The 25,183-nt window shown below is 72.2% G+C and carries 23 protein-coding genes; 13 read left to right on the top strand and 10 right to left on the bottom strand.

Going from position 1 to position 25,183, the window contains the following annotated elements; all coding sequences use genetic code 11:
• The first annotated feature begins 92 nt into the window (after positions 1 to 92).
• Genes ACGFU6_RS36050 through ACGFU6_RS36030 form a run of 5 tightly spaced genes read left to right on the top strand, consistent with a single transcriptional unit; the run spans position 93 to position 6,859 of the window.
• Positions 93 to 1,106, top strand: coding sequence for a cobalamin biosynthesis protein (locus ACGFU6_RS36050; protein WP_393616783.1), 1,014 nt, complete (start codon positions 93 to 95; stop codon positions 1,104 to 1,106).
• Positions 1,103 to 2,752, top strand: coding sequence for a cobyric acid synthase (locus ACGFU6_RS36045; protein WP_393616782.1), 1,650 nt, complete (start codon positions 1,103 to 1,105; stop codon positions 2,750 to 2,752). The genes ACGFU6_RS36050 and ACGFU6_RS36045 overlap by 4 nt, the downstream gene beginning before the upstream one ends.
• Positions 2,749 to 4,788 carry a putative cobaltochelatase gene (locus ACGFU6_RS36040; protein WP_393616781.1) on the top strand — a complete coding sequence of 680 codons (2,040 nt, stop codon included), beginning with the start codon at positions 2,749 to 2,751 and terminating at the stop codon, positions 4,786 to 4,788. The genes ACGFU6_RS36045 and ACGFU6_RS36040 overlap by 4 nt, the downstream gene beginning before the upstream one ends.
• The gene (cobO, locus tag ACGFU6_RS36035) at positions 4,788 to 5,387 is read left to right on the top strand and encodes a cob(I)yrinic acid a,c-diamide adenosyltransferase (protein WP_393616780.1); all 600 of its coding nucleotides are present in this window, start codon (positions 4,788 to 4,790) and stop codon (positions 5,385 to 5,387) included. The genes ACGFU6_RS36040 and cobO overlap by 1 nt, the downstream gene beginning before the upstream one ends.
• The gene (locus tag ACGFU6_RS36030; RefSeq protein ID WP_393616779.1) at positions 5,381 to 6,859 is read left to right on the top strand and encodes a cobyrinate a,c-diamide synthase; all 1,479 of its coding nucleotides are present in this window, start codon (positions 5,381 to 5,383) and stop codon (positions 6,857 to 6,859) included. Before cobO ends, ACGFU6_RS36030 begins: the two co-directional genes overlap by 7 nt.
• Positions 6,860 to 6,864: 5 nt before the next feature.
• Here ACGFU6_RS36030 and ACGFU6_RS36025 read toward each other — a convergent pair whose 3' ends face one another.
• Positions 6,865 to 7,587, bottom strand: coding sequence for a ZIP family metal transporter (locus ACGFU6_RS36025; RefSeq protein ID WP_393616778.1), 723 nt, complete (start codon positions 7,585 to 7,587; stop codon positions 6,865 to 6,867).
• A gap of 76 nt (positions 7,588 to 7,663) precedes the next feature.
• Between ACGFU6_RS36025 and cobC the strand changes: the two genes are divergently transcribed.
• Positions 7,664 to 9,376, top strand: coding sequence for an Rv2231c family pyridoxal phosphate-dependent protein CobC (gene cobC / locus ACGFU6_RS36020; protein ID WP_393616777.1), 1,713 nt, complete (start codon positions 7,664 to 7,666; stop codon positions 9,374 to 9,376).
• A gap of 128 nt (positions 9,377 to 9,504) precedes the next feature.
• Here the strand turns inward: cobC and ACGFU6_RS36015 are convergent, their stop codons facing one another.
• Together ACGFU6_RS36015 and ACGFU6_RS36010 are read right to left on the bottom strand one after the other, a co-directional pair.
• Positions 9,505 to 10,623 carry an SCO1860 family LAETG-anchored protein gene (locus tag ACGFU6_RS36015; RefSeq protein ID WP_393616776.1) on the bottom strand — a complete coding sequence of 373 codons (1,119 nt, stop codon included), beginning with the start codon at positions 10,621 to 10,623 and terminating at the stop codon, positions 9,505 to 9,507.
• A gap of 335 nt (positions 10,624 to 10,958) precedes the next feature.
• Positions 10,959 to 12,035 (bottom strand): amidohydrolase family protein, encoded by a 1,077-nt coding sequence (locus ACGFU6_RS36010; protein ID WP_393616821.1) that lies wholly within the window; start codon positions 12,033 to 12,035, stop codon positions 10,959 to 10,961.
• Positions 12,036 to 12,170: 135 nt separating this feature from the next.
• Between ACGFU6_RS36010 and ACGFU6_RS36005 the strand changes: the two genes are divergently transcribed.
• From ACGFU6_RS36005 to ACGFU6_RS35975, 7 genes are all read left to right on the top strand, one after another.
• Positions 12,171 to 13,277: a pyridoxal-phosphate-dependent aminotransferase family protein gene (locus tag ACGFU6_RS36005; RefSeq protein WP_393616775.1), complete on the top strand. Its 1,107-nt coding sequence runs from the start codon at positions 12,171 to 12,173 to the stop codon at positions 13,275 to 13,277.
• A 316-nt stretch (positions 13,278 to 13,593) separates the two neighbouring features.
• Positions 13,594 to 14,124 carry a diaminobutyrate acetyltransferase gene (gene ectA, locus ACGFU6_RS36000; RefSeq protein ID WP_393616774.1) on the top strand — a complete coding sequence of 177 codons (531 nt, stop codon included), beginning with the start codon at positions 13,594 to 13,596 and terminating at the stop codon, positions 14,122 to 14,124.
• 87 nt (positions 14,125 to 14,211) lie between these two features.
• Positions 14,212 to 15,474 (top strand): diaminobutyrate--2-oxoglutarate transaminase, encoded by a 1,263-nt coding sequence (gene ectB, locus ACGFU6_RS35995; protein ID WP_393616773.1) that lies wholly within the window; start codon positions 14,212 to 14,214, stop codon positions 15,472 to 15,474.
• Between the two features lie 109 nt (positions 15,475 to 15,583).
• The gene (locus ACGFU6_RS35990; RefSeq protein ID WP_123526820.1) at positions 15,584 to 15,982 is read left to right on the top strand and encodes an ectoine synthase; all 399 of its coding nucleotides are present in this window, start codon (positions 15,584 to 15,586) and stop codon (positions 15,980 to 15,982) included.
• Between the two features lie 6 nt (positions 15,983 to 15,988).
• On the top strand, positions 15,989 to 16,882 hold the full coding sequence (thpD, locus tag ACGFU6_RS35985) for an ectoine hydroxylase (RefSeq protein ID WP_393616772.1): 894 nt from the start codon (positions 15,989 to 15,991) through the stop codon (positions 16,880 to 16,882).
• 139 nt (positions 16,883 to 17,021) lie between these two features.
• Positions 17,022 to 17,246, top strand: coding sequence for a hypothetical protein (locus ACGFU6_RS35980; RefSeq protein WP_393616771.1), 225 nt, complete (start codon positions 17,022 to 17,024; stop codon positions 17,244 to 17,246).
• 120 nt (positions 17,247 to 17,366) lie between these two features.
• Positions 17,367 to 18,392 (top strand): VOC family protein, encoded by a 1,026-nt coding sequence (locus tag ACGFU6_RS35975; RefSeq protein WP_393616770.1) that lies wholly within the window; start codon positions 17,367 to 17,369, stop codon positions 18,390 to 18,392.
• 21 nt (positions 18,393 to 18,413) lie between these two features.
• Here the strand turns inward: ACGFU6_RS35975 and ACGFU6_RS35970 are convergent, their stop codons facing one another.
• The 7 genes from ACGFU6_RS35970 to ACGFU6_RS35940 form a co-directional block, all read right to left on the bottom strand.
• The gene (locus ACGFU6_RS35970) at positions 18,414 to 19,475 is read right to left on the bottom strand and encodes an aminotransferase class V-fold PLP-dependent enzyme (protein ID WP_393616769.1); all 1,062 of its coding nucleotides are present in this window, start codon (positions 19,473 to 19,475) and stop codon (positions 18,414 to 18,416) included.
• A 92-nt stretch (positions 19,476 to 19,567) separates the two neighbouring features.
• Positions 19,568 to 20,287: a DsbA family oxidoreductase gene (locus ACGFU6_RS35965; RefSeq protein WP_393616768.1), complete on the bottom strand. Its 720-nt coding sequence runs from the start codon at positions 20,285 to 20,287 to the stop codon at positions 19,568 to 19,570.
• A 254-nt stretch (positions 20,288 to 20,541) separates the two neighbouring features.
• Positions 20,542 to 20,781 (bottom strand): hypothetical protein, encoded by a 240-nt coding sequence (locus ACGFU6_RS35960; protein WP_393616820.1) that lies wholly within the window; start codon positions 20,779 to 20,781, stop codon positions 20,542 to 20,544.
• A gap of 58 nt (positions 20,782 to 20,839) precedes the next feature.
• Complete coding sequence (locus ACGFU6_RS35955; protein WP_393616767.1) at positions 20,840 to 21,139, bottom strand: hypothetical protein; 300 nt, start codon at positions 21,137 to 21,139, stop codon at positions 20,840 to 20,842.
• A gap of 586 nt (positions 21,140 to 21,725) precedes the next feature.
• The gene (locus ACGFU6_RS35950; protein ID WP_393616766.1) at positions 21,726 to 22,211 is read right to left on the bottom strand and encodes a GNAT family N-acetyltransferase; all 486 of its coding nucleotides are present in this window, start codon (positions 22,209 to 22,211) and stop codon (positions 21,726 to 21,728) included.
• Positions 22,208 to 23,284, bottom strand: a complete 1,077-nt coding sequence (locus tag ACGFU6_RS35945; RefSeq protein ID WP_393616765.1) for a polysaccharide lyase family 1 protein — start codon at positions 23,282 to 23,284, stop codon at positions 22,208 to 22,210. The genes ACGFU6_RS35950 and ACGFU6_RS35945 overlap by 4 nt, the downstream gene beginning before the upstream one ends.
• Positions 23,285 to 23,480: 196 nt before the next feature.
• Positions 23,481 to 25,025, bottom strand: a complete 1,545-nt coding sequence (locus ACGFU6_RS35940) for a hypothetical protein (RefSeq protein ID WP_393616764.1) — start codon at positions 25,023 to 25,025, stop codon at positions 23,481 to 23,483.
• Between the last annotated feature and the right edge of the window lie 158 nt (positions 25,026 to 25,183).

Here is a 25,183-nt window from a genome sequence, read left to right as displayed (position 1 = left end):
CCATGCCCGGCCGCCGTGCGTCCGTATCCCTGTCTCCCCCGCCGCCAGCTGCCCGCACCAAGGGCGTCCGAGGCGCGACGGCCGGCTGAACCGTGCGTGCCGATCGCATCTTCGCGTACGGCGCCACGGCCGGTCTGATCGGTGATCTGCTGCTCGGTGACCCCCGCCGGGGACATCCGGTCGCCGCCTTCGGGCGGGCCGCGGCAGGCATCGAACGCCGCCTGTGGCGCGACCACCGCGGGTGGGGCGCGCTGCACACCCTGGTCTGCGCCGGAGGCACCGCCGGAGGCGCGGCACTGGCCGCCCGTGCGCTGCGCCGCCGTCCCGCCGCGTCCGTGGCCCTGACCGCCGCCGCCACCTGGTCCGTCGTCGGCGGTACGTCGCTCGGGCGCGAGGCCCGGTCCATCGGCGGCGCGCTGGCCGCCGGCGACCTCGAACTGGCCCGCGAGCGGCTGCCCCGCCTGTGCGGCCGTGACCCGCAGTCCCTGGACGGACCGCAGATCGCCCGTGCCGTGGTGGAGTCCGTCGCCGAGAACACCTCCGACGCCGTGGTCGGCGCACTGGTGTGGGGCGCGCTGGGCGGGGTCCCCGGGCTCGTCGGCTTCCGGGCCGCCAACACCCTGGACGCGATGGTCGGGCACAGGTCGCCCCGCCATCTGCGTTACGGCTGGGCCTCGGCCCGCCTCGACGACCTCGTGGGCTGGCCCGGCGCCCGGCTGACCGCGCTGCTCGCGGTCGCCGCCGGGGGACGGCCCCGGGGTGCGCTGCGGGCCTGGCGTACGGACGCCCACCGGCACCCGAGCCCCAACGCGGGCCCGGTGGAAGCCTCGTTCGCGGGCGCGCTGGGCGTACGGCTCGGCGGCACCCTCGCCTACGGCGGCCGGGTCGAGCACCGCCCCGTACTCAACGGCGCCGCCGGCCGGGCGGTGGGGACGAAGGACATCGAACGCGCCGTACGGCTCTCGCGCCGGATCGGCGTGCTGGCCCTCGGTGTGAGCGTGGCGGCCCGGCTGGGCGCGGGCGCCGCGGCACGGCGGATCACCTCGACGCGCGGTCCGGGCACACCTGCCCCGGGTGCGCGCACCTCAGGACGGAGACCGACATGAGCGGCGGACTGCTGGTCGCCGGGACCACATCGGACGCGGGCAAGAGCGTCGTCACGGCGGGCATCTGCCGCTGGCTGGTGCGCCAGGGGGTGAAGGTCGCGCCGTTCAAGGCGCAGAACATGTCACTCAACTCCTTCGTCACCCGCGAGGGCGCCGAGATCGGCCGGGCCCAGGCCATGCAGGCCCAGGCCGCCCGGGTGGAGCCGACCGCGCTGATGAACCCGGTGCTGCTCAAGCCCGGCGGCGACCGCTCCAGCCAGGTCGTCCTGATGGGGCGCGCGGTCGGTGAGATGAGCGCCCGCGGCTACCACGGCGGCAGGCAGGAGCAGTTGCTGTCCACCGTCGTGGACTGCCTGGAGCAGCTCCGGTCCACGTATGACGCGGTGATCTGCGAGGGGGCGGGCAGTCCGGCGGAGATCAACCTCCGGCGCACCGACATCGTGAACATGGGCATCGCACGGGCGGCCCGCTTCCCGGTGGTGGTCGTCGGGGACATCGACCGCGGCGGGGTCTTCGCCTCGTTCTTCGGTACGACGGCGCTGCTCGCCGCCGAGGACCAGGAACTGATCGCCGGCTACCTGGTCAACAAGTTCCGCGGTGACGTGTCACTGCTGGAGCCGGGCCTGGACATGCTGTTCGGTCTCACCGGGCGGCCCACGTACGGAGTGCTGCCGTTCGCCCACGGCCTCGGCATCGACGAGGAGGACGGGCTGCGGGTCTCGCTGCGCGGCACCGTGCGCGAGTCCGTCGTCGCGCCCCCGCACGGCGAGGACGTCCTGCGCGTCGCCGTGTGCGCGGTGCCCCTGATGTCGAACTTCACCGACGTCGACGCGCTGGCCGCCGAACCCGGCGTCGTGGTGCGGTTCGTGGACCGTCCCGAGGAGCTGTCCGACGCCGATCTCGTCATCGTGCCCGGCACCCGGGGCACGGTGAAGGCGCTGGCCTGGCTGCGCGAGCGCGGCCTTGCCGACGCGCTGCTGCGGCGCGCCGCCGAGGGCCGCCCGGTCCTCGGCATCTGCGGCGGCTACCAGATCCTCGGCGAACACATCGAGGACGAGGTGGAGTCGCGCGCCGGACAGGTCGACGCGCTCGGCCTGCTCCCCGTACGCGTGCGGTTCGACCGCGAGAAGACCCTCGCCCGGCCGGTCGGCGAGGCGCTCGGCGCCCCCGTCGAGGGGTACGAGATCCACCACGGCGTCGCGGACGTGCGCGGCGGCGAGCCGTTCCTCACCGACGCACGGGGGCGGCGCCTGGACGGCTGCCGGTCCGGCGCGGTGTGGGGCACCCACTGGCACGGCTCGCTGGAGAGCGACGCGTTCCGCCGCCGCTTCCTGGCCGAGGTCGCGCGGGCCGCGGGGCGCCGCTTCGTCCCCGCCCCCGGCACCTGTTTCGCCGCACTGCGCGAGGAGCAGCTCGACCGCCTCGGTGACCTCATCGAGGAACACGCCGACACCGACGCGCTGTGGCGGCTCATCGAGTCGGGCGCTCCCGCCGGACTCCCCTTCATCCCGCCGGGAGCGCCCCCGCTCCCCGGGAGCCCGGCCGTGCGGGGACCCCGCACACCGGTCCCCGCCCCGCAGCCGCCACCGGGGCCCGAACGCCCGTCGGAACCGCTGGAAACCGCCGCCACCAAGGAGGCCCTGTGAGTACGCCGTACCCCTTCACCGCCATCGTCGGGCAGGACGATCTCCGGCTCGGCCTGCTGCTCAACGCCGTCTCGCCGGCCGTCGGCGGGGTGCTGGTGCGGGGCGAGAAGGGCACCGCCAAGTCCACCGCCGTGCGCGCGCTGGCCGCGCTGATGCCGGAGGTGTCCGTCGTCCCGGGGTGCCGGTTCTCCTGCGACCCCGCATCGCCCGACCCGGCGTGTCCCGACGGCCCGCACGAGCCGGCGCCCGGCGCGTCACGGGCGGCGCGGACGGTCGAGCTGCCCGTCGGCGCGTCCGAGGACCGGCTCGTCGGGGCCCTGGACATCGAACGGGCGCTGGCCGAGGGCGTGAAGGCCTTCGAGCCGGGGCTCCTCGCGGACGCCCACCGCGGCATCCTGTACGTGGACGAGGTCAACCTCCTCCACGACCACCTGGTCGACCTGCTGCTGGACGCGGCCGCCATGGGCGCCTCGTACGTGGAGCGCGAAGGCGTCTCCGTACGGCATGCCGCGCGCTTCCTGCTCGTCGGGACGATGAACCCGGAGGAGGGCGAGCTCAGGCCCCAGCTCCTGGACCGGTTCGGGCTGACCGTCGAGGTCGCCGCCTCGCGCGAGACCGATCTGCGGGTCGAGGTGGTGCGCCGGCGGCTCGCCTACGACGACGACCCCGCCGCCTTCGCCGCCCGGTGGGCCGAGGAGGAGGGCGCACTGCGGGACCGGATCACGGCCGCGCGGGCACTGCTGCCGCAAGTGCGGCTCGGTGACGGGGCGTTGCGGCAGATCGCGGCCACCTGCGCGGCCTTCGAGGTCGACGGGATGCGGGCCGACATCGTGATGGCCAGGACCGCCACGGCACTGGCCGCCTGGGCGGGGCGCACCGACGTCCAGGCCGAGGACGTACGGCAGGCCGCCCTGCTCGCGCTCCCCCACCGGCGCCGGCGCAATCCGTTCGACGCGCCGGGGCTCGACGAGGACAAGCTCGACGACACGCTGGAGCAGAACCGCGGCGAGGACGAGGATCCGGACCCGGACGGCCCCGGTGGCGGCGGCCCGCCCCCGCAGGGCGACGGGCCCGACACACCGCCGCAGCCGGAAGACGGCGCCGACGACACGCCCGAGGGGCCGGGGCCCGAGCAGTCCGTGCCCGAGCAGGGCAAGGAGCGGGAGCCGGGGCAGGGGCAGCCCGTCGGGGGCGGCGAGCAGCAGCCCGTGCGGGCCGGCGAGCCGTTCCGGACGAAGATGCTGAGCGTGCCCGGCCTGGGCGAGGGCGCGGCGGGGCGGCGCTCCCGGGCGCGTACCGAGCACGGGCGTACCACCGGCGCACGGCGTCCGCAGGGCGCGCTCACCAAGCTGCACCTGGCCGCCACCGTGCAGGCCGCCGCCCCGCACCAGCGGGCGCGGGGCCGGTCCGGGCCGGGCCTGGTGGTGCGGCGGGACGATCTGCGGCAGGCCACCCGGGAGGGGCGCGAGGGCAACCTCGTGCTGTTCGTCGTGGACGCGTCGGGGTCGATGGCGGCCCGGCAGCGCATGACGGCGGTGAAGGGCGCGGTCCTCTCCCTGCTGATGGACGCCTACCAGCGGCGGGACAAGGTCGGGCTGATCACCTTCCGGGGCAAGGAGGCGGCCGTGGTGCTGCCGCCGACCTCCTCGGTGGACGCGGCCGCCGCGCGGCTGGAGACGCTGCCCACCGGTGGCCGCACGCCGGTGGCCGCCGGGCTGCTGAAGGCCCATGACGTACTGCGGGTGGAGCGGCTGCGCGATCCGTCGCGGCGGCCGCTGCTGGTCGTGGTGACCGACGGGCGCGCGACCGGCGGGCCGGAGCCGGTGGCGCTGGCCGCGCGGGCGGCCCGGCTGCACGAGGCGGAGGGCATCGCGTCCGTGGTCGTGGACTGCGAGGCGGGGCCGGTGCGGCTCGGCCTCGCGGCGGATCTCGCGGCTGAGCTGGGCGGCACCGCCGTCACGCTCGACGAGCTGCGGGCCGACTCGATCGCCGGGCTGGTCAAGGACGTTCAGGGCGACAACAGGAGGGCCGCATAGTGCCGCAGGGACAGCCGGTAAGTGTGCCGGACGACGGACTCACCACCCGGCAGCGCCGCAACCGGCCGCTGTTGATGGTGCACACCGGCGTCGGCAAGGGGAAGTCGACGGCGGCCTTCGGGCTGGCGCTGCGCGCCTGGAATCAGGGGTGGCCGGTCGGCGTCTTCCAGTTCGTGAAGTCCGCGAAGTGGAAGGTCGGCGAGGAGAACGCGCTGAAGGTGCTCGGCGCGAGCGGCGAGGGCGGGCCCGTCGTCTGGCACAAGATGGGCGAGGGCTGGTCCTGGGTCCAGCGCGACCAGCAGCTGGACAACGAGGCGGCGGCCCGTGAGGGCTGGGAGCAGGTCAAGCGTGACCTCGCCGCCGAGACGCACCGGCTGTACGTGCTCGACGAGTTCGCCTACCCGATGCACTGGGGCTGGGTCGACACCGACGAGGTGGTCCAGGTGCTGCGCGACCGGCCCGGCTCGCAGCACGTCGTGATCACCGGGCGCAACGCGCCCGCCGCGCTGCTGGACGCGGCGGACCTGGTGACCGACATGTCGAAGGTCAAGCACCCGATGGACGCCGGGCAGAAGGGCCAGAGGGGCATCGAGTGGTGACGATTCCGCGCCTGGTCATAGCCGCGCCGTCGTCCGGCAGCGGCAAGACCACCGTCGCGACGGGTCTGATGGCCGCCTTCGCCGGGCGCGGACTCGCCGTGTCCGGGCACAAGGTGGGGCCCGACTACATCGACCCGGGCTACCACACCCTTGCCACGGGGCGGCCGGGGCGCAATCTCGACGCGTACATGTGCGGGCCGGAGCTGATCGCCCCGCTGTTCGCGCACGGGGCGCTGGGCTGTGACCTGGCGGTCGTCGAGGGCGTGATGGGGCTGTACGACGGAGCCTCGGGGCTCGGTGAACTCGCGTCCACCGCGCATGTCGCGAAGCTGCTGCGAGCACCGGTGGTGCTGGTCGTGGACGCGTCGTCGCAGTCGCGGTCGGTGGCGGCGCTGGTGCACGGTTTCGCCTCGTGGGACCCGCAGGTGCGGATCGGTGGGGTGATCCTGAACAAGGTCGGCTCGGACCGGCACGAGGCGCTGCTGCGCGAGGCCCTGGAGGAGTCCGGGGTACCGGTGCTGGGGGCGCTGCGGCGGGCCGGGCAGCTGGCGGTGCCGTCGCGGCATCTGGGCCTGGTGCCGGTGGCGGAGCGGCGGGGCGACGCGGTGGCCGCTGTCGCGGCGATGGCGGGGCAGGTACTGGCCGGGTGCGACCTGGACGGGCTGATGGCTCTGGCGCGGTCGGCGCCGCCGGTGACGGGTGAGGTCTGGGACGCGGCCGGGGCGGTGGGCGCGGTGGGCGGCTTCGGCCGGGGCGCCGCCCCGGAACCAGCTCCTCAGACGCCGGCCGGGCCGAGCAGGCCGCCGGAGGGGCCGAGCGGGAGCCGGGTGCGTGTCGCTGTCGCCTCCGGGGCCGCGTTCACCTTCTCCTACGCCGAGCACAGTGAGCTGCTCACCGCCGCCGGGGCCGAGGTGGTGCCGTTCGATCCGCTGCGGGACGAGGCGCTGCCCGAAGGGACTTCGGGGCTGGTCATCGGGGGCGGGTTCCCCGAGGTGTACGGGCCCGGTCTGTCGGCCAACGAGCCGTTGCGCAAGGCTGTCGCGGAGCTGGCGGCGTCCGGGGCTCCGGTGGCCGCCGAGTGTGCGGGGCTGCTCTATCTGGCGCGGTCGCTCGACGGGCTGCCGATGTGCGGAGTGCTGGGCGCCGAGGGGCGGATGTCCCAGCGGCTGACGCTCGGCTACCGGGAGGCCGTGGCCCTGTCCGACAGCGCGCTCGCGGCCGCCGGCACCCGGATGCGCGGGCACGAGTTCCACCGGACCGTGCTGGAGCCGGGCGCCGGGGACCGGCCGGCGTGGGGCATGCACCGGCCGGAGAAGCGCGTGGAGGGGTTCGTGCACCGGGGCGTGCACGCGAGCTACCTGCACACCCACTGGGCCTCGGCGCCCGGTACGGCCCTCCGGTTCGTCCAGAGGTGCCAGGAGGTCCCGGCGGAGCTCGCGCCGGGTGACGGCGCACGGGGCGCGGCGCGGTGAGCAGGTCAGTCCGCGATGCCCACGACCAGCCAGATGAAGCCCACTCCGGCAATCGTCCAGAGCAGGGTGGAACGGGCCGGGTGGTCGTGGTGCGCCTCGGGCAGGATCTCGGCGGCGGCGAGGTAGAGCAGCGCTCCGCCGAAGAAACCGAGATAGCAGCCGAGGAGTTCCGCCGGAAGGGTGAACAGCAGCGTCGTCGCCGCACCGACGACGGGCGCCGCCGCGTCCGCGTAGAGCATCATGAGGGCCTTGCGGCGGGCGTTCCCGTACAGGCTGGTGATCGTGTACGTGTTGAAGCCGTCCGCGAAGTCGTGGGTGATGACGGCGAGCGCGACGGCCGCGCCCATGCCGCCGCCGACCTGGAAGGCCGCGCCGAGCGCCACGCCGTCCATCAGGCTGTGGCCGACCATCGCCGCCGCCGCCGTCAGCCCGACCTGGGGCACCCGTTCCTCGCCCGCCCCGTGCGCGGCCTGGCGTACCGCGAGCAGCCGCTCCACCAGGTGGGCGACCAGGAAGCCGCCGACGAACAGCAGCAGGGCCGCCGGTACCCCGAAGACCAGGCCGCCGGCGGCCTCGATCGCCTCCGGCAGCAGGTCCAGGCCGACCACGCCGAGCATCAGTCCGCCGGCGAAGCCGAGTACGAGGTGGCGGCGGTCGGTGACGCGCTGGGCGACCCAGCCACCGGCCAGGGTCATCAGGAACGCGCCGAGCGCGACGAACACCGCCATGGGCTCTTGCTAGCCGATTGACCCCGGTGCGCGCATCTCAGGGCGCCACCATCACTCCTCCCGGAAGGACCGTTCCATGACCGAGAGCGCCTGCGGTCGCCTTCCCGGTCCGCCGACGGCCGGGCCGGAGACCGCCTCGCTGACCGTCGGCGTCGGCGCGTCCAGGGGCGCGCCGCGGGACGAGGTGGTCGGGCTGATCCGGGAGGCTCTGGCCGGAGCGGGGCTCTCGCCGCTGAGCGTCGCGGAGTTGGTGACCGTCGATGCCAGGGCCGGGGAGCCGGGGATCGTGGCCGCCGCCGCCGAGCTCGGTGTGCCGTTGCGGGCGTACGCCGCCGAGGTGCTGGCCCGCGTCGGGGTTCCGCATCCGTCCGGCGCACCGCTCGCAGCCGTCGGCACGCCCTCGGTGGCGGAGGCCGCCGCGCTCGCCGAGGGCGGTGAACTCCTCGTGCCGAAGCGGAAGTCGCGCCCGCAGGGGCGCGCGGCGATGGTCACCTGCGCCGTCGTCCGCCGGGCTCCGCGCGAGCACCCCACCGTCGCGGGGGCGGCGACGGCACTCCTGCCGCCGGTCACGCACCTCGCGCCGTCGGGTCCGGACCGTTGCGTGAAGCCCGTCGAGGGGCGCATAGTCGTTCTTCCGTACTCCCACCCTGACGACGACGGCCATTCCCCCCACCCCCACCCCACCATGGCGGTCATGCACACTCCCACTGAGAGCCCCGACGCGACCGGCGCGGGCGCCCACGATCTGCGGCATCACGGTGACGCGGAGGTACGGGGACGGGGCCGGGATCTGACCGATCTCGCCGTCAACGTACGGGCCGGTACCCCACCGGCCTGGCTGAAGGAGCGGATAGCCGCGTCGCTGGGCGCGCTCTGCGCCTATCCGGACGGGCGGCCCGCGCTCGCGGCGGTCGCCGCACGGCACGGGCTGCCGCCCGAGCGGGTCCTGTTGACCTCGGGTGCGGCGGAGGCGTTCGTGCTGATCGCACGCGCGCTGCCGGCCCGGCGGCCGGTCGTGGTCCATCCCCAGTTCACCGAGCCCGAGGCCGCCCTGCGCGCGGCCGGGCACGAGGTGGGCCGGGTGCTGCTGCGGGCCGAGGACGGCTTCCGGCTGGATCCGGCCGCCGTTCCCGATGACGCGGATCTGGTGGTGGTCGGCAATCCGACCAACCCGACGTCCGTGCTGCACCCCGCGGCCGTCCTGGAGGAGCTGGCCCGCCCGGGGCGCACGCTCGTGGTCGACGAGGCGTTCATGGACGCGGTGCCCGGTGAGCGCGAGGCGCTGTGCGCCCGTACGGACGTCCCCGGGCTCGTGGTCCTGCGCAGCCTCACCAAGACCTGGGGGCTCGCCGGGCTGCGGATCGGCTACGTCACGGCCGCGCCGGAGACCGTGCGCAGGCTGGCGGAGGCGCAGCCGTTGTGGCCGGTTTCCTCGCCCGCGCTGGCGGCGGCCGAGGCGTGCGTGGAGCCGAGCGCGCTGGCCGAGGCGGCGGCCGCCGCGGAGCGCATCGCGGTGGACCGGCGCCATCTGGTCGCCGGGCTGCGCGAGTTCACCGAGATCCGGGTGGTGGAGCCGGCCGAGGCGCCGTTCGTCCTGATCCGGCTCGAACGGGCCGCGGAGATACGGGAGCGGCTGCGGATGCTGGGCTTCGCCGCCCGGCGCGGCGACACGTTCCCGGGGCTGGGCACCGACTGGCTGCGGCTGGCCGTGCGCGACCGTACGACGACCAACCGGTTTCTGCAGGTGCTCGACCAGGCGCTCCAGGCGCTGACCGCCGTCAGCAGGTGACGGTCCCGCCCGGCAGGTATCGCGCCGAGGGACGGGGAGCGGTGCTCCGTCCGTGGAACACCGCTCCCCGCCCCGTTTTCTACGGCCCCCCGGCCGCCCCCTCGGGCCCTGACTCACTCCCCCGCATGTCAGTTCTGCGAACGACGCCTGGCCACGACCATGGCGCCCGCACCGGCCGCCAGCAGCAGGGCCGCGCCACCGGCGATGTACGGCGTGGTGGAGCTGGAGCCCGTCTCCGCGAGGTCGGCGTCGGTGGCCGCGGGTGCGTTGCCGGTTCCGGTTCCGGTCTGTGTCTTCACACCGCCGCCGGAGTCGCCACCGGAGTGACCGGAGGTGGAACCGCTGCCGCCCCCGCTGCCCGAGCTACCCCCGTTGCCCGAAGTGCCGGAGCTGCCGGAACCGTTGGTGCTGGAGCCCCCGTCGGTCGAACCTCCGTTGTCGGAACCACCGTTACCGGAACCACCGTCGGACGAACCACTGTCCGAGGAGCCGCCGTCTGACGAACCGCCCGTGGAGCCGCCCGGCTCGGGCGCCTTCGGGGTCTCGCAGGTGGCCTCGGCGAGTGTGACCTCGCCCTGCACATCGGCGACGTTGAGCTTGAGCGGGTTGACCGAGACCTTCAGCCGGAGCGCCGTGGCCGCCGCGGTGCGCGAGGTCGTGTCCGTCTTCGCCAGGTCGAGCGTCACGTCACCGACACCGGGCACCTTGATCTCGGTGGTGCCTTGGGTGGTGAGGGTGACGCGCCGGCCGAGCACCTTCACATGGCCCAGCACGTTCGCCTCGGCCACCGGCCGGTGGCCCACCTCGCAGACCGCCTTCGTGGTGATCTGCTCGACCTCGATCAGCGAGAGCAACGGCAGTCCGGGCAGGTGGAGCCGGGCCTTCGCGATGTTCGTGTAGCCCTCGGCACGGTGCTTGTCGACGGTCGCGTTCGCCGTCGCCACATCCGCGCGCAGGACCTTGACCGGCTGTCCGTGCTCCACGCCGTCGAGCCGCACGCTGAGCGCGGTCTCCTTCGCGGTGGCCGGGGCGTGCACCTCGTTGAGCGTGGTCTTGAGCGGCACATCGATCGTCTTGTTCAGGAGCGAGATGTCGAGTGCGGTGCGGAGCACTACCGCGCTCGCCTTCCCGCCGCCGGTGGTCGTGGCGGTGGTCGCGGTGGCGGCCTGGGCCGGGACGGCGACCAGCAGCGCGACGGGAGCGGCGGCGACCGCAAGGGCAGCGAGGCGGAAGGTGTTGCTGTTCAAGATGGTGGAACCCCCACAAGAGACTTGGAGCCGCCGGCGCCGTCCAATGGGGGACATCGCGGGCACCGGTGGCCTCGACTCCGTGAATCTTTACGCACAGAGGGTGAACTGGCGGATACCTGAGGTGAGTTCACCCCAAAGGGGGGTTTCCGTGCTTGTATTCGATTATTCAGGCACGTGCGTTCCTCGGGTTCACCCGTTTCACTGAGTGTGAGCGGCTCGGGGCCGGCAGTACCGGGGCGCACGCAGAAGTGGTTCAACGAACGGTCCGGGCTCCGGTAACTGCCGGTCAACACGGCGCACCCCCGGGCCGGTCCGCCCCGGGGGCCCGCCGGTCAGCCGATCACCCGTCCGTTCAGCACGACCCTGCGGGGCGCGGCCAGCACGCGCACGTCCGCCCGCGGGTCCTCGTCGTACATCACCAGGTCCGCCGGGGCCCCCTCCTCCAAGCCCGGCCGCCCGAGCCACGCGCGGGCCCCCCAGGACGCCGCGGACAGCGCCTCCAGGGCCGGGATGCCCGCCTTCACCAGTTCCGCGACCTCGTCGGCCACCAGCCCGTGGGCCAGCACCCCGCCCGCGTCGGTGCCCACGAAGACGGGGACCCCGGCGTCGTAGGCGGCGCCCACCGTGTCGTAACGCCGCTCGTGCAGCCGGCGCATATGGGCCGACCAGCGCGGGTACTTGGCGTCGCCGCCGCGCGCCAGCGAGGGGAAGGTGGCGATGTTGACCAGCGTCGGGACGATCGCGACCCCGCGCTCCGCGAAGAGCGGGACCGTCTCCTCGGTGAGCCCGGTCGCGTGCTCGACGCAGTCGATCCCGGCCTCCACGAGATCGCGCAGCGAGTCCTCCGCGAAGCAGTGCGCGGTGACCCTGGCGCCCAGCCGGTGCGCCTCCTCGATGGCGGCCCCGACCGCCTCCCGCGGCCAGCAGGCGGTCAGGTCGCCCACCTCCCGGTCGATCCAGTCCCCTACGAGCTTCACCCAGCCGTCGCCGCGACGCGCTTCCTGCGCCACGTACGCCACCAGTTCGTCCGGCTCGATCTCGTAGGCGTAGTTCCTGGTGTAGCGCCGGGTCCTGGCGATGTGCCGGCCGGCCCTGATGATCTTCGGCAGGTCCTCGCGGTCGTCGATCCACCGGGTGTCGGCGGGTGAACCCGCGTCGCGCAGGAGCAGCGCGCCGGCCTCCCGGTCGTCGACGGCCTGCTTCTCGGTGGTCGCCGTGTCGACGGCCCCGTGGTGGTCCAGCCCGACATGACAGTGGGCGTCGACCAGCCCCGGCAGCGTCCAGCCGGTGAGGACCGTCGCCCCGTCCGCGCCGGCGGGCCGCTCGTACGTGACGCGCCCGTCGACCGCCCAGAGTTCGTCCCTGACCTCTTCGGGTCCGACGAGCACCCGCCCCTTCACATGCAGCACCCTCGGCGCCTGGTGATCACTCATGGACAGCACTGTACGAGGGACCCCCCGGGGGGCCGCGAGGTGCTGGGTACGCTCGGTGCGGGCCCGGTCCGCAGGCCCGCACACCGCACCGATCCCGAAGAGAGCACCACCGTGACGCACCCTTTCCTCGACCTCAGCCCGCTCACCGCCGCGCATTTCGCGGCGATCGAGCGGCGGGTGGCCCGTCTGCTGGCCACCGAGCAGGATGTCGTCATCACGCAGGGCGAGGCCCTGCTCCCCCTCGAAGGCTGCATCCGGGGCGGCGCCCGGCCCGGGTCGACCGCGCTGAACGTGGTGACGGGTCCGTACGGGCAGACCTTCGGCAACTGGCTGCGCGACTGCGGCGCCGAGGTCGTCGACCTGGCTGTGCCCTTCCACACCGCCGTCACCGCCGAACAGGTCGCGCGGGCGCTGGACGCGAACCCGGAGATCGACTTCGTCTCGCTGGTGCACGCGGAGGCGGCGACCGGCAACACCAACCCCGTCGCGGAGATCGGTGAGGTCGTGCGCGCGCACGGGGCGCTGTTCATGCTGGACGCCGTCGCCTCGGTGGGCGCCGAGCCGCTGCTGCCGGACGCGTGGGGCGTCGACCTGTGCGTGATCGGCGCGCAGAAGGCGATGGGCGGCCCGGCCGGGGTGTCCGCGGTGTCGGTGAGCGCCCGAGCCTGGGAGCGGCTGGCGGCCAATCCGCAGGCCCCGCGCCGCTCCTACCTCTCGCTGCTGGACTGGAAGGAGCGCTGGATCGACGGCGGGCGCAAGGCGCTGCCGCACGCTCCGGCCCAGCTGGAGATGCTGGCCCTGGAGGCCTGTACGGAGCGGATCGAGGCGGAGGGCCTGGACGCCGTCATGGCCCGGCACGCCGCCGCGGCCGCCGCCACCCGGGCCGGCGCGCTCGCGCTGGGCGGCGGGCTGGCCCCGTACGTGCACGAGGCGAAGGACGCCGCACCGGTGGCGACCACGCTGCGCGCTCCGGAGGGTGTGGACGCCGCGGGCCTGGTGGCTCGGGCGCTGGCCGAGGACCCCTCGCTGCCGCTGATCGCGGGCGGCGGGGCACTGGCCGGGGAGATGATCCGGGTCAATCACTACGGGGTGGACGCGACGCGGGGCGCGGCGCTCTCCTCGCTCGCCGCTCTGGGGGCGGCGCTGGCCGACACGGGCCGGCAGGTCAATTTCGAAGCTGCCCGCAAGGCGGTTTCGGAAACCTGGCCCAGCGAATAAATCGTGCACAATTCAAGAATGCGGGGAGCTGTTTCATCGAGAACAGCCCCCCGCATTCTTCTGCCCGCTTCCTCGAAGACTAAACGCACCAGTTTTCACGAGGGCCTGTCACCCATTTCGGTTGCGTCTCCATAGAGTTATCACGTTGTGACCGACTCCACATCGAGTTCGTTTTGCCCGATAAATCCGGGTCAATTCGGGAGCAATCGCCACCAGTTCGCGCTGGAGCGCGCACCCGCGTGATAGCACAGAAGGCGTCTTCACCCAACCCCTTTCCTCGATGCGATTTCGGGATTTGCTGGGTAAATTCAAATCCATGACCGCCGCACCAGCAGATTTTGCACGTGCCCGAAGCGAATTCATCACCATCGACACCCCGCGAGTGGAGGACGGAGCCGCGATTTGGCGCATAGCCCGCGACTCCAAGGTCCTGGACCTCAACTCCTCGTACAGCTACCTGCTGTGGTGCCGTGACTTCGCGGCGACCTCCGTGGTCGCCCGCGACGAGACCGGCAGCCCGGTCGCCTTCGTGACGGGGTACATCAGGCCAGACCGTCCCGAGACGCTCGTCGTCTGGCAGGTGGCCGTCGACCACGGCCACCGTGGCACCGGCCTGGCAGCGAAGCTGCTGGACGACCTGACCTCACGGGTCGCCGCAGGCCAGGGCCTGGCCTCGGTCGAGACGACGATCACACCGGACAACACCGCGTCGGACCGGCTGTTCACGTCCTACGCCCAGCGTCACGACGTGGCGCTGGAGCGCGAGGTGCTCTTCGACGGCGGCCTCTTCCCGGAGGGCACTCATCTGCCGGAAGTGCTCTACCGCATCGGCCCGTTCCACGCCTGAGCGCGCACTTCCGCAGGCGGGCCCCGGTGCCCGCCGCGATCCCCTTCACCGCCGCACGTCACACCCCCCTCACGCAGGAGACCAGCTGTGACCATCACCCCGCCCGCCCTGAGTGTCTTCGAGTCCCTCGAGTCCGAGGTACGTAGCTACTGCCGAGGCTGGCCCGCCGTGTTCGACCGCGCGCAGGGCGCCCGCCTGACGGACGAGGACGGCCACTCGTACCTCGACTTCTTCGCCGGAGCCGGATCGCTCAACTACGGCCACAACAACCCGGTGCTGAAACGCGCGCTGATCGACTACATCGAGCGCGACGGCATCACCCACGGCCTCGACATGGCGACCACCGCCAAGCGGGCCTTCCTGGAGACCTTCCAGAACGTCATCCTGCGGCCGCGCGACCTGCCGTACAAGGTGATGTTCCCCGGCCCGACGGGCACCAACGCCGTCGAGTCGGCGCTGAAGCTCGCCCGCAAGGTCAAGGGCCGCGAGTCCGTGGTGTCGTTCACCAACGCCTTCCACGGCATGTCGCTGGGCTCGCTGGCCGTCACCGGCAACGCCTTCAAGCGGGCCGGCGCCGGCATCCCGCTGGTGCACGGCACCCCGATGCCGTTCGACAACTACTTCGACGGCCAGGTCCCCGACTTCCTCTGGTTCGAGCGCCTCCTGGAGGACCAGGGCTCCGGCCTCAACAAGCCCGCCGCCGTGATCGTGGAGACGGTCCAGGGCGAGGGCGGCATCAACGTCGCCCGCGCCGAATGGCTCCGCGCGCTCCAGGAGCTGTGCCACCGCCAGGACATGCTCCTGATCGTCGACGACATCCAGATGGGCTGCGGCCGTACCGGCGAATTCTTCTCCTTCGAGGAGGCCGGCATCGTCCCGGACATCGTCACGCTGTCGAAGTCGATCAGCGGGTACGGCATGCCCATGTCGCTCTGCCTCTTCAAGGGCGAGCTGGACATCTGGGAGCCGGGCGAGCACAACGGCACCTTCCGCGGCAACAACCCGGCCTTCGTCACCGCCGCCGCCGCGCTCGACGCCTACTGGGCCGACGGCCACATGGCGAAGCAGACCCGGGCCCGGGGCGAGCAGGTCGAGCAGACCCTGCTGGCCATCTGCGGCGAGCACGACAGCGCGCAGTTCCGGGGCCGAGGACTGGTGTGGGGCATGGAGTTCGACGACCCGGCGCGTGCGTCGGCCGTGTGCGCCCGCGCCTTCGAGCTGGGGCTGCTGCTGGAGACATCCGGCCCGCAGAGCGAGGTCGTCAAGCTGCTCCCGCCGCTGACCATCACCCCCGAGGAGCTGGACGAGGGCCTGCGCACGCTGGCCCGCTGCGTCCGCGAGACCGCCTGAGAGGCGGCCGGGTGCCCGGTCTCCGAGGTCACCCGGCCGCCTCCGGCCCGGGGCCGCTCCAGGGCGGCCCCGATGAGATACACCGTAGAGAGAAAGGCACCGACCCACCGTGATTGTCCGATCGTTCAGTGACGTCGAGAACACCGACCGGCATGTGAAGTCCGCCTCCGGCACCTGGGAGAGCAAGCGCATCGTGCTCGCCAAGGAGAAGGTGGGCTTCTCGCTCCACGAGACCGTGCTGTACGCGGGCACGGAGACGTCGATGTGGTACGCCAACCACATCGAGGCCGTGCTCTGCACGGAGGGCGAGGCAGAGCTCACCAACGACGAGACCGGTGAGAAGCACTGGATCGCCCCGGGCACGATGTACCTGTTGAACGGACACGAGCACCACACCCTGCGTCCCAAGACGGACTTCCGGTGCGTGTGCGTCTTCAACCCTCCCGTCACCGGACGGGAGGACCACGACGAGAACGGTGTCTACCCACTGCTGACCGAGGAGGGCTGAACCATCATGACCACCGATGTACGCGCCGACCTGTACCCATCGCGCGGCGCCGCCGAGATGACCACTCCCCGCCAGGACCCGGTCATCTGGTCCGCGCCGGGCGCACCGGGGCCGGTCGCCGCGAAGGACCTCCAGGGGTTCGAGCGCGACGGCTTCCTCACCGTCGGCCAGCTGATCGAGCCGGACGAAGTGGCCGGCTACCACGCCGAGCTGGAGCGGCTGATCGCCGATCCGGCGGTCCGGGCCGACGAACGCTCGATCATCGAGCCGACGTCGCAGGACGTCCGGTCGGTCTTCGAGGTCCACCGGCTCAGCGAGGTGTTCGCCCGGCTGGTCAGCGACGAGCGCGTGGTGGGCCGGGCCCGGCAGATCCTCGGCTCGGACGTGTACGTCCACCAGTCCCGGATCAACGTGAAGCCGGGCTTCGGTGCCTCCGGGTTCTACTGGCACTCGGACTTCGAGACCTGGCATGCCGAGGACGGTCTGCCGAACATGCGGGCGGTGTCCGTCTCGATCGCGCTGACCGAGAACTACGACACCAACGGCGGGCTGATGATCATGCCCGGCTCGCACAAGTCGTTCCTCGGGTGTGCGGGTGAGACACCGAAGGACAACTACAAGAAGTCGCTGCAGATGCAGGACGCGGGCACCCCGTCCGACGAGGCGCTGACGAAGATGGCCGACCGGCACGGCATCAAGCTCTTCACGGGGCAGGCCGGTTCGGCGACCTGGTTCGACTGCAACGCCATGCACGGCTCGGGCGACAACATCACCCCGTACCCGCGCAGCAACGTCTTCATCGTGTTCAACAGCGTGGAGAACGAGGCCGAGGAGCCCTTCGCGGCTCCGATCCGCCGCCCGGAGTTCATCGGGGCGCGGGACTTCATGCCGGTGAAGTAGGCCGGTGGGGGGGGGGGGGGGGGGGGGGGGGGGGGGGGGGGGGCCCCCCCCCCCCCCCCCCCCCCCCCCCCTACCCCCACCGGACGCGCCGGACAGCTCTCAGGAACGCGTGTTCGCTTGCTCAAGAAGGCCCTGAAGCGTGCCGGACGGAGCGGTGCGGCTGCGGCCGCGCGACCTGATCCCCGACGCGACCGACGAGGCGTGGGCCGCCCGGCCCGAGTACCTGGACGAGTCCGGCAGCCTGGTGGCGAGTATCGGTGGCCTGCTGGTGGAGAAGGGCGACCGCGCACTGCTGATCGACGTGGTGTTCGGCCGCGTCCGGCCGCGCGGCGACACCTTCGCCCGGCACCCCCTGGGCGCCTGACCGCGAGGAGGCGCCGCGGCGGATCCGCCCCGCCCGGGGAGAGTCGGACCCCGTCCGACCTGCCGGGCCTCCGGGTATCTCGCTGGACCCGACCGGTGACCTCGGGCGACAGTGTGGCCCATGACTTCACACGTACACCACGTCACCGTCGACTGCGCCGACGCCTACGAGCTCGCCACCTTCTGGGCCCAGGCGCTGGGCTCCTCCCTCTCCGACGAGGACTTCCCCGGTGACCCCGAGGCCCTCGTCGAGACCCCCGGCACCGCGCTGCTTTTCGTCACCGTGCCCGAACCCAAGAGCACCAAGAACCGCGTGCACTTCGACGTCCAGCCGGACGACCGCACCCGGGACGAGGAGGTCGAGCGGCTGCTCGCCCTCGGCGCCACCCTCGTCGGCGATCACCGCAAGCCGAACGGGCGTGGCTGGGCGACCCTGGCCGATCCGGAGGGCAACGAGTTCTGCGTGGAGTGCAGTGCGCGCGAGCGGGCGGAGCTGACCGGGACGAGGCTCCCGGTCACCGCGGCCGACGTGACCTCGTCGGTCCGGCTCGCGGTCGCCGCGCTCAAGGAGGCCCCGGCGGACAACTGGCACTCCCCGGCCGGGACGCTGAGCTGGACCTGCTGGGAGACCGTGGAGCACCTGAGCGACGACCTCTTCGCGTACGCGGCCCAACTGGGTCCGCAGTCGCCGCCGTTGGACGGGGAGGTGCCGTTCCACTGGAGCCCGCGCCGCGAGGGCGGACCGTCCAACGCGATCTTCGCCGATCCGGCGGCCGGCACGGCCGGTCTGCTGCAGGTCCTGGAGGCGAGCGGGGCGATGCTCGCGGCGATGGTCGCCGCGACCGCGCCGGACGTCCGCTCGTACCACGGCTTCGGGATCTCCGACGCGGAGGGATTCGCCGCGATGGGCATCGTGGAGACCCTGGTGCACACCCATGACCTGGCCGAGGGCCTGGGCCTCGACTGGACGCCCCCCGCGGAGCTGTGCGACCGGGTGCTGGCCCGGCTCTTCCCCGACGCCCCGGACGACAGCGACCGGTGGACCGTACTGCTGTGGTCCACCGGCCGCGCCGAACTGCCGGGCCGTGCACGGGTGTCGTCGTGGAAGTGGCACGGAGCCCCGCCGGCGGACGCCCCGCAGTCGTAGCCGGCGGGCGGAGCACGGGGGTCAGACGGTCAGTACGTCCAGCGCGCGGTCCACGTCGGCCGCCGTGTTGTACAGGTGGAAGGCGGCGCGCAGGTTGCCGGCCCGGTTGGAGACCATCACCCCGGCCCGCATCAGTTCCGCCGCACGGTCCCCGAGTCCGGGCACCGCGACCACGGCCGAGTCCCCCGGCACCGGCTCGTGTCCCGCCCCGGCCAGACCGGCCCGGAAGCGGGCCGCCAGGCCGGTGGCGTGATCGTGGACGGCGTCGATGCCGATCTCGTTCAGCAGCGCGAGGGAGTGATCGGCCCCGTGGTACGAGAGGAATGCGGGCGGCTCGTCGTAGCGGCGGGCGTCGGGGGCGAGCTGGGCGACCGGCCCGTAGGTGCTGCCCCACCGGTCCTCGGCGCTGACCCAGCCCGCGAAGACCGCCGGGAGTGACTCCTGGGCCTCCTCGGTGACGGTGAGGAACGACGCGCCGCGCGGGCAGAGCAGGAACTTGTAGCCGCCCGCGACCGTGTAGTCGTACGCCCCGGCGTCCAGCGGCAGCCAGCCGGCGGACTGGGTGGCGTCCAGGAGCGTACGGGCGCCGTGGGCGGCGGCCGCTGCCCGCACCGCGTCCAGGTCCGCGGTGCGGCCGTCGGCGGACTGCACGGCGGAGAAGGCCACGAGCGCGGTCTCCGGACGCACCGCTTCGGCCAGCCCCGCCAGCGGGACGTACCGCATCCGGAGGTCGCCGCGGACCGCGAACGGACTGACGACAGAGCTGAACTCCCCCTCGGGCGCAAGCACTTCGGCCCCCGCCGGGAGCGAGCAGGCGATCAGCCCGACGTGGACGGAGACCGAGCTGCCGACCGCGACCCGGCCGGCCCCGACACCGGCGATCCGCGCGAAGCCCTCCCGCGCGGCGTCGGCGGCCTCGAAGTCCCCGGCACTGTCCCGGCGGCCGGTGGCGTTCTCCTCGGCCAGGGCTTTCACAGCGGCCACGGTCCGACGTGGCAGCAGGCCGCAGCTGGAGGTGTTGAGGTAGGCGGTCTCCGGCGCGAACTCGGCGTCGACCGCACGGCTGAGCGAAGAGATCATCATGCGCCCAGCCTGGAGGCCCCCCAACCCATAGTCAATCACCAATAGTTAAGGGGTATCCCCAAGCGATGCTTATGCGTGTAGGTGGCCGGCGGTCAGCCCTTGCCGCCCGCCGCCGAAACCTCGCACGCGCCGTCGGCGTCACAGGCCGCGGCGTCCCCGCCGATCGCGGTCAGCGGGCGGTCCTGCCACGCCTGCTCCAGGGCCTGGGCGAAGACCTCGGCGGGCTGGCCGCCGGAGATCCCGTACCGCCGGTCCAGCACGAAGAACGGCACCCCGTTGGCGCCCAGCTCGGACGCCTCCCGCTCGTCGGCCCGCACCTCGTCCGCGTAGGCCTGCGGGTCGGCGAGCACGGCACGCGCCTCGTCGGCGTCCAGTCCGGCCTCCACGGCGAGCTCCACCAGCACCCCGCCGTCGAAGACGGACCGCTCCTCGGCGAAGTTCGCCCGGTATGCGAGGTCCAGCAGCTCGTTCTGACGGCCGCGGGCCTTGGCCAGGTGCAGCAGCCGGTGGATGTCGAAGGTGCTGCCGTGGTCGCGCCCCTCGCTGCGGTAGCCGAGCCCCTCGGAGTGCGCGTTGGCGGCGACGTTCGCCTCCATGGACCGCGCCTCCTCGGGGCTGCGCCCGTACTTCCGCGCCAGCATGTCGAGAACCTGCACGGTGTCGCCCTTGGCCCGCCCCGGGTCGAGCTCGAAGGAGCGGTGCACCACCTCGACCTCGTCACGGTGGGCGAACCCGGCCAGGCCCTTCTCGAAACGGGCCTTGCCGATGTAGCACCACGGACAAGCGATGTCGCTCCAGATCTCGACGCGCATGACTCTTCTACTCTCCAGGCTCTCGGGGGGCCGCTTCACGCGGCACGGAGGCTCCCTCCGCACCCTGGGAGAACGCGCGTCCGGGGCCGGGTCATTCCCGGGCCTCCGTGCAGAACGACTGCGCGCGTGTCGTGGACGAACGCCTCCGGGCGGGGGCCTCCGCGACCCCCGCCCGTTGCCAGGCCGCCACGCACGCCTCGTGCAGCGAGCTCGGCTCCGGTGGAGAGTGACGAGGGCGTGCTACGGGACAGCCCTCAGTTGCCCGGGTGGTCGACGACGTTGCCGTTGGCACAGCTGTCCGCGTGGTCACTCACATAGTCGCCCATGACCGGAACAACGGCGACCTCCTGCATACAAACGGCGGCGGCCGTGAAATTCCAGTTGTTGGCTGCGTTGACGCCGCTGCCAAAGTTGGTGTCGTTGTCGGCGTGAGCAGGGGCGGCGAGAGCGATGCCGGTGAGAACGAGAGCGGTGGCCGCAATGATCTTCTTCATGATCAATGAAACGACGAAAGCGGACATCAGGCACGGTGAACCCACTCGGATGCCGGGATCAAGCAGGAGGGCCACAGTGCGCTGCATCGACTGCACCGAGCCGGCGACGCACCGCGGACTCCGCGAGGAACACCACCAGGACTTCGGCAAGCCGGCTCCGGTCCGTGCTCGGCGTGCCCGCCGTGCGGTGCTCGTCCGGGTGTTCTCGGGGGCCGCTCGGCTCCGTGTTCCGGCCGGCGCCCGTGGTGGTGCCCGGTGCGGCCTGCTCGTCCTCGCCGGCTCGGTTGATGTGGACCCCGTGCGGCCCCTTGCCCGTGCCGGCGAGGACACGGACGGCAACGTTCAGCCTCTGTGCCACGACTGCCACGGGATCAAGACCCGTATCGAGTTCGGGCCCCTCAGCGCGTGGTAAGCCACGCTGTGAATGCCGACCCACCGCACGTCCCCAGAACCGCCAAGAGGCGTACGGGGATGCGCTGAATCGTCAAGTGGAGTCCGCCGCAGCGGAGTTCGAACGCCGGCCGTTGAGTTTCCGTCTTTCCAGGCATGCGGCCATTGAGCCCTGTGCGAGGGGTGCCGTAGCAAGGCCAAACCCCGCTCTTCCTTGTCACTTCGCTGTTGTATCGTTCGCGTCCAACTGACGCGATACCCCGATCCGGAGATGGCCCCCATGCCCCATTCAAGGACAACGAGGAATCCAGCCTGACTGGAGCTTCCTTCTATGCTGTGAACGAGGCGTACCCGCAGATAGCTGCGGTTGCGGCCGAAACCACACGGTTCACGGGGACGACTTCGGCCTGTGGGGGTGGGAGGACCAAGGCAACGCCATGCGGCGGACCGAGGACGAATGGCTGTCCATCACCCGGTGCGTCCGGCACGCGGCCAACAAGCTCGGGCCGGACTTCCGGCTGTGCCTCTGGTGAATCCCGGTCATTCCCGCCCGCTCAGGCGCGCACCGCGGCCGGCACCGCCAGGCGCAGCACCAGATGGTCGCTCGTGCGGGGGTGCTTCGGGTCGGGGGCCCAGCCACGCGCCATGTAGAACGACTGGGCCCGGGTGTTGTGGACGAAGACCTCCAGCAGGGCCTCCGCCACCCCGTCGCGCTGCCAGGCGGCCACACACGCCTCGTGCAGCTCGGTGCCGACGCCCTGGCGCCAGCGGTCCGGTGCCACGTGGAGCTGGGTCAGGTGCATGCGGCCGTCGCGCACGGCGTGGGCCGCGATGCCGGCGAGGACACCGTCGCGCTCCGCACAGAGCACCGTGGCGTCGTCCCGGTCGACGGCGCGCGCCCAGCCGCCGCGGCTGCGGCCGACCTCCCCGGCGCCCAGGTACTCCTCCTCCGGGAGGTGGCCGCGGTAGTAGGTGGCACGCGCTTCGGTGTGCAGGCGGACGATCGCGTCGAGATCGGCGGGCGTGGCTGTTCGGATCATGCTGAAGGGGACGCGCCGGACCGGCGGCGGGTTGCGGCCGGTCCGGCAGCGGGCCGTACCCCCACCAGTGCGGGGGCACGGCCTGATCCAAACGAGAGGCCCTGGATCTTTCCGGCGCCCGCTCCGCCGGTCACCGAGGAGACGACGGACGAGGCGGGTTCGGCGGTGTACGAGTACGGCGCCTGGGTCAACGTACCGACCTGCGAGATCTCGGTGGCCGCGCCGCCGAGGTCGTTGCCGCGTTCCACGACGTAGCCGTCCTCGTCGCTGTCCCGGATGGTGGTGATGGCGACTTCGGTGCTGCGGAAGACGTTGTTCTCCACCAGCATCTGCGCGCCCATCCGGGAGTGCACGGCCGTCGAGGCGCCCACGACGTAGTTGTCGTAGAAGTGGCCGGTGCCGAACCGGAGGCTGGGGATACGGGAGTTGACGTTGTTGAAGTAGTTGTGGTGGTAGGTCACATGGAGGTGCCCGGTGTCCTCGCTCGCGTTGCTGTCGCTGTGGCCGACCAGACTGCCCTTGTAGTGGTCCTTGAAGGTGTTCCAGGAGACGGTGACCTGGTCGGACGCGTGGGTGATGTCGAGCAGACCGTCGTAGTAGTCCTTGTCGTGGTCGCGGTCTGCGGAGAACGTGTTGTGGTCGATCCACACCTTTGTGGACTTCTGGACGGTGATCCCGTCCGCGGGGGCGACCGGCTTGCTGATGTTGAGGTTGCGGATCACGATGTTCGTCGAGTTCTTCAGCCGCAGCCCGCCACCGGTGAAGCCGGAGGACGAACCGACGCCCAGGACCGTGGTGTTGGACCCGACGTCGACCTGGCCGCTCAGCGAGATGATCCCGCTGACCTTGACGGTCTTGGCGGCGGTGCCGGTGACGGCCGTCTTGAACGCGTCGAGGCTGGTGACGGTCACGGCGGCGGAGCTGCCGCCGCCGGTCGTGCCGGCCCCGTAGCCCACGGGGGAGGTTTCGGCGGCCCCGGCGGAGCCCGGGAGCAGGGCGACGGCGACGACGGCGACTGTTCCGGCGGCGAGGGCCGTGAGGCCTCGGCTGCCGGTGCGGAGGTGGGTGCGCATGATGTCCCTTCGGTACGACGACGTGCGGGGAGGGTGCTGTGCCGAGCGGCTCGTACGCGGCGCGGTGCGTTCGCTTGGCGGCCGCTGTCTCCCTGTAGTCGTCGCCGGAGGGCGGGGGGGTTGCCGGGTCGAGGAGGAATTCCCTTACACCTGGAGGACGTTGACATCCTCCACTGCTCAGACCTCGCGCGGCGGGCTAACCGCAGGAGGCGGGGCGCCGCTCTTCAGCAGGGACGATGCGGAGCCTGGCCATGGGCATCTTGAGGGCCTGAGAGTTGTCCGCGTCCCAGAGCACGACGGTATCGGCGGCGTCACCCACCTTCAGGTACGGACGGACGGGAACGAACTCACCTCCATCGACGGGAATCGTCTCCGGCTTGCCGATCGGGTGCGCGCAGACCCATTCGGGGGCGATGCCAAAGTAGGCACGCGGGGTGCGGCCGTGCTTCGCGTCGGCCACTGCCGCCGTCCCGGCCCGGGCCGCGGAGAGGACCCCGAGCGTCCCCACCCCCGAGACCAGAAGAACGGTGCTGAGCACAAGGAACAGCATGTTCGCGAGCCAGCGGTCCTTCACGTACAGATGCAGGTGCTTCATGTACCCGAGAAACGCGAGAGCGACGAGCCACAGGCTCATACACATCGCGAGCTTGAGGGACGCAAGGAGCTGGTAGACCTCCGGAATCTCGATGTCTTCCCGGTTCAGCCGGAAGGCGTCGAGATAGAACGGATGCAGCCCAAGGCCCAGGGGCGAGAGGAATCCAAGGAAGATCGGCAGCAGGGCGGGCAGCAGCCATGGCGCTGTGCGCTGCCAACTCCACTGCCGAACGAGCAGCCGGACTCCGTTGAGCACCGCAACGGCCCCGAGCGTGAGGATCGCTATGCGTGCGCCGTAGCCCGCCGCAGGCTCAGTCCTCACTATGAAGGCACCCATGGCGACCCCGGCGCCTCCGATCACAACAGCGGTCACGAAGCGAAACAGGCATCTCATCTCCGGCGCCACACGCCGGAGCACCACGGACAGCGTCCAGACGACGACGCATACCAGCAGGGCGCGCATCCACCAGCCGAATCCGGCGACGCGTGAACCGGCCAGTTGAGTGCCGAGAACCAGCTCAAGCGCTGCAAGGGAATAGACCCGCGGCAGCAGCTTCGCGGACTCACGGCTCGTGCCAAGGGTGACCCGCACTTCAGCGTCCACTCCGAGCGGCCGCCGGACGGCGGCTCCACCGGCCCGCGGTCTCGCACCGGGAAGGGGGCGATCGGCGAGGAGCCGGGCCGCCTGGACCGATACGGCGGTGATATGCCGCCCGGTGTCCCGGCTGCCCAGCTTCTCGGCCGCCCAGACACGCCACCTTTCCGACCGCCGCTGCCACCCGGACGCCGAAGACGGGTCCGGGCGGACTTCCGGCCGCTCGTAGGCGAACCAGTACGGCCGGTCGATCGGGTCCCGGACCACCCGGTCGACCACCTCTACGTTGAGGTCCAGTTGCAGTTCGTCGGAGATGACCTCGATCCGCTCACGGGCACCCCTGACCGCGTTGAAGGCGCTTCCGGGGAAACGCGCCTCGACCGTGTACTTGACGCCTCGCTCGGTGACGGCGCTCGCCGCACCACCGTGCTTCGCCAGCACCGGCCAGCCACGGTCTGCCAGCGCACCCTCGAACATCTCGAACTCGGTCTGCGTGCCGCGCAGCTCGACGAGCGCGACGGCTCGCTGGTCGAACCTGGACGCCTTCGGCACGGATCTCTGCCCCTCTGTCTCCTCCGGTGTCTTCCTACGCGCACCGATACCCCGCCCTCCGTGTCGGCGGGTTCTATCGATCCCCGCAACACCCTGGAGTTCAGGGAGTTGCGGGGATCGTGGATTTCGCGGTGTTGAAGGCGCGGTTCTTCGAGGCG

This window comes from Streptomyces sp. NPDC048462 (assembly GCF_043200175.1).
Taxonomy (GTDB): domain Bacteria; phylum Actinomycetota; class Actinomycetes; order Streptomycetales; family Streptomycetaceae; genus Streptomyces.
This window is presented reverse-complemented; position numbering and strand designations above follow the sequence as displayed.

Bases quoted from the DNA above. Each gene is read 5' to 3' on its own strand.
- ACGFU6_RS36045 (WP_393616782.1), top strand. From the start codon at position 1,103: ATGAGCGGCGGACTGCTGGTCGCCGGGACCACATCGGACGCGGGCAAG.
- ACGFU6_RS36025 (WP_393616778.1), bottom strand. From the start codon at position 7,587: ATGGCGGTGTTCGTCGCGCTCGGCGCGTTCCTGATGACCCTGGCCGGT.
- cobC (WP_393616777.1), top strand. From the start codon at position 7,664: ATGACCGAGAGCGCCTGCGGTCGCCTTCCCGGTCCGCCGACGGCCGGG.
- ectA (WP_393616774.1), top strand. From the start codon at position 13,594: ATGACCGCCGCACCAGCAGATTTTGCACGTGCCCGAAGCGAATTCATC.
- thpD (WP_393616772.1), top strand. From the start codon at position 15,989: ATGACCACCGATGTACGCGCCGACCTGTACCCATCGCGCGGCGCCGCC.
- ACGFU6_RS35975 (WP_393616770.1), top strand. From the start codon at position 17,367: ATGACTTCACACGTACACCACGTCACCGTCGACTGCGCCGACGCCTAC.
- ACGFU6_RS35970 (WP_393616769.1), bottom strand. From the start codon at position 19,475: ATGATGATCTCTTCGCTCAGCCGTGCGGTCGACGCCGAGTTCGCGCCG.
- ACGFU6_RS35965 (WP_393616768.1), bottom strand. From the start codon at position 20,287: ATGCGCGTCGAGATCTGGAGCGACATCGCTTGTCCGTGGTGCTACATC.
- ACGFU6_RS35960 (WP_393616820.1), bottom strand. From the start codon at position 20,781: ATGAAGAAGATCATTGCGGCCACCGCTCTCGTTCTCACCGGCATCGCT.
- ACGFU6_RS35950 (WP_393616766.1), bottom strand. From the start codon at position 22,211: ATGATCCGAACAGCCACGCCCGCCGATCTCGACGCGATCGTCCGCCTG.
- ACGFU6_RS35945 (WP_393616765.1), bottom strand. From the start codon at position 23,284: ATGCGCACCCACCTCCGCACCGGCAGCCGAGGCCTCACGGCCCTCGCC.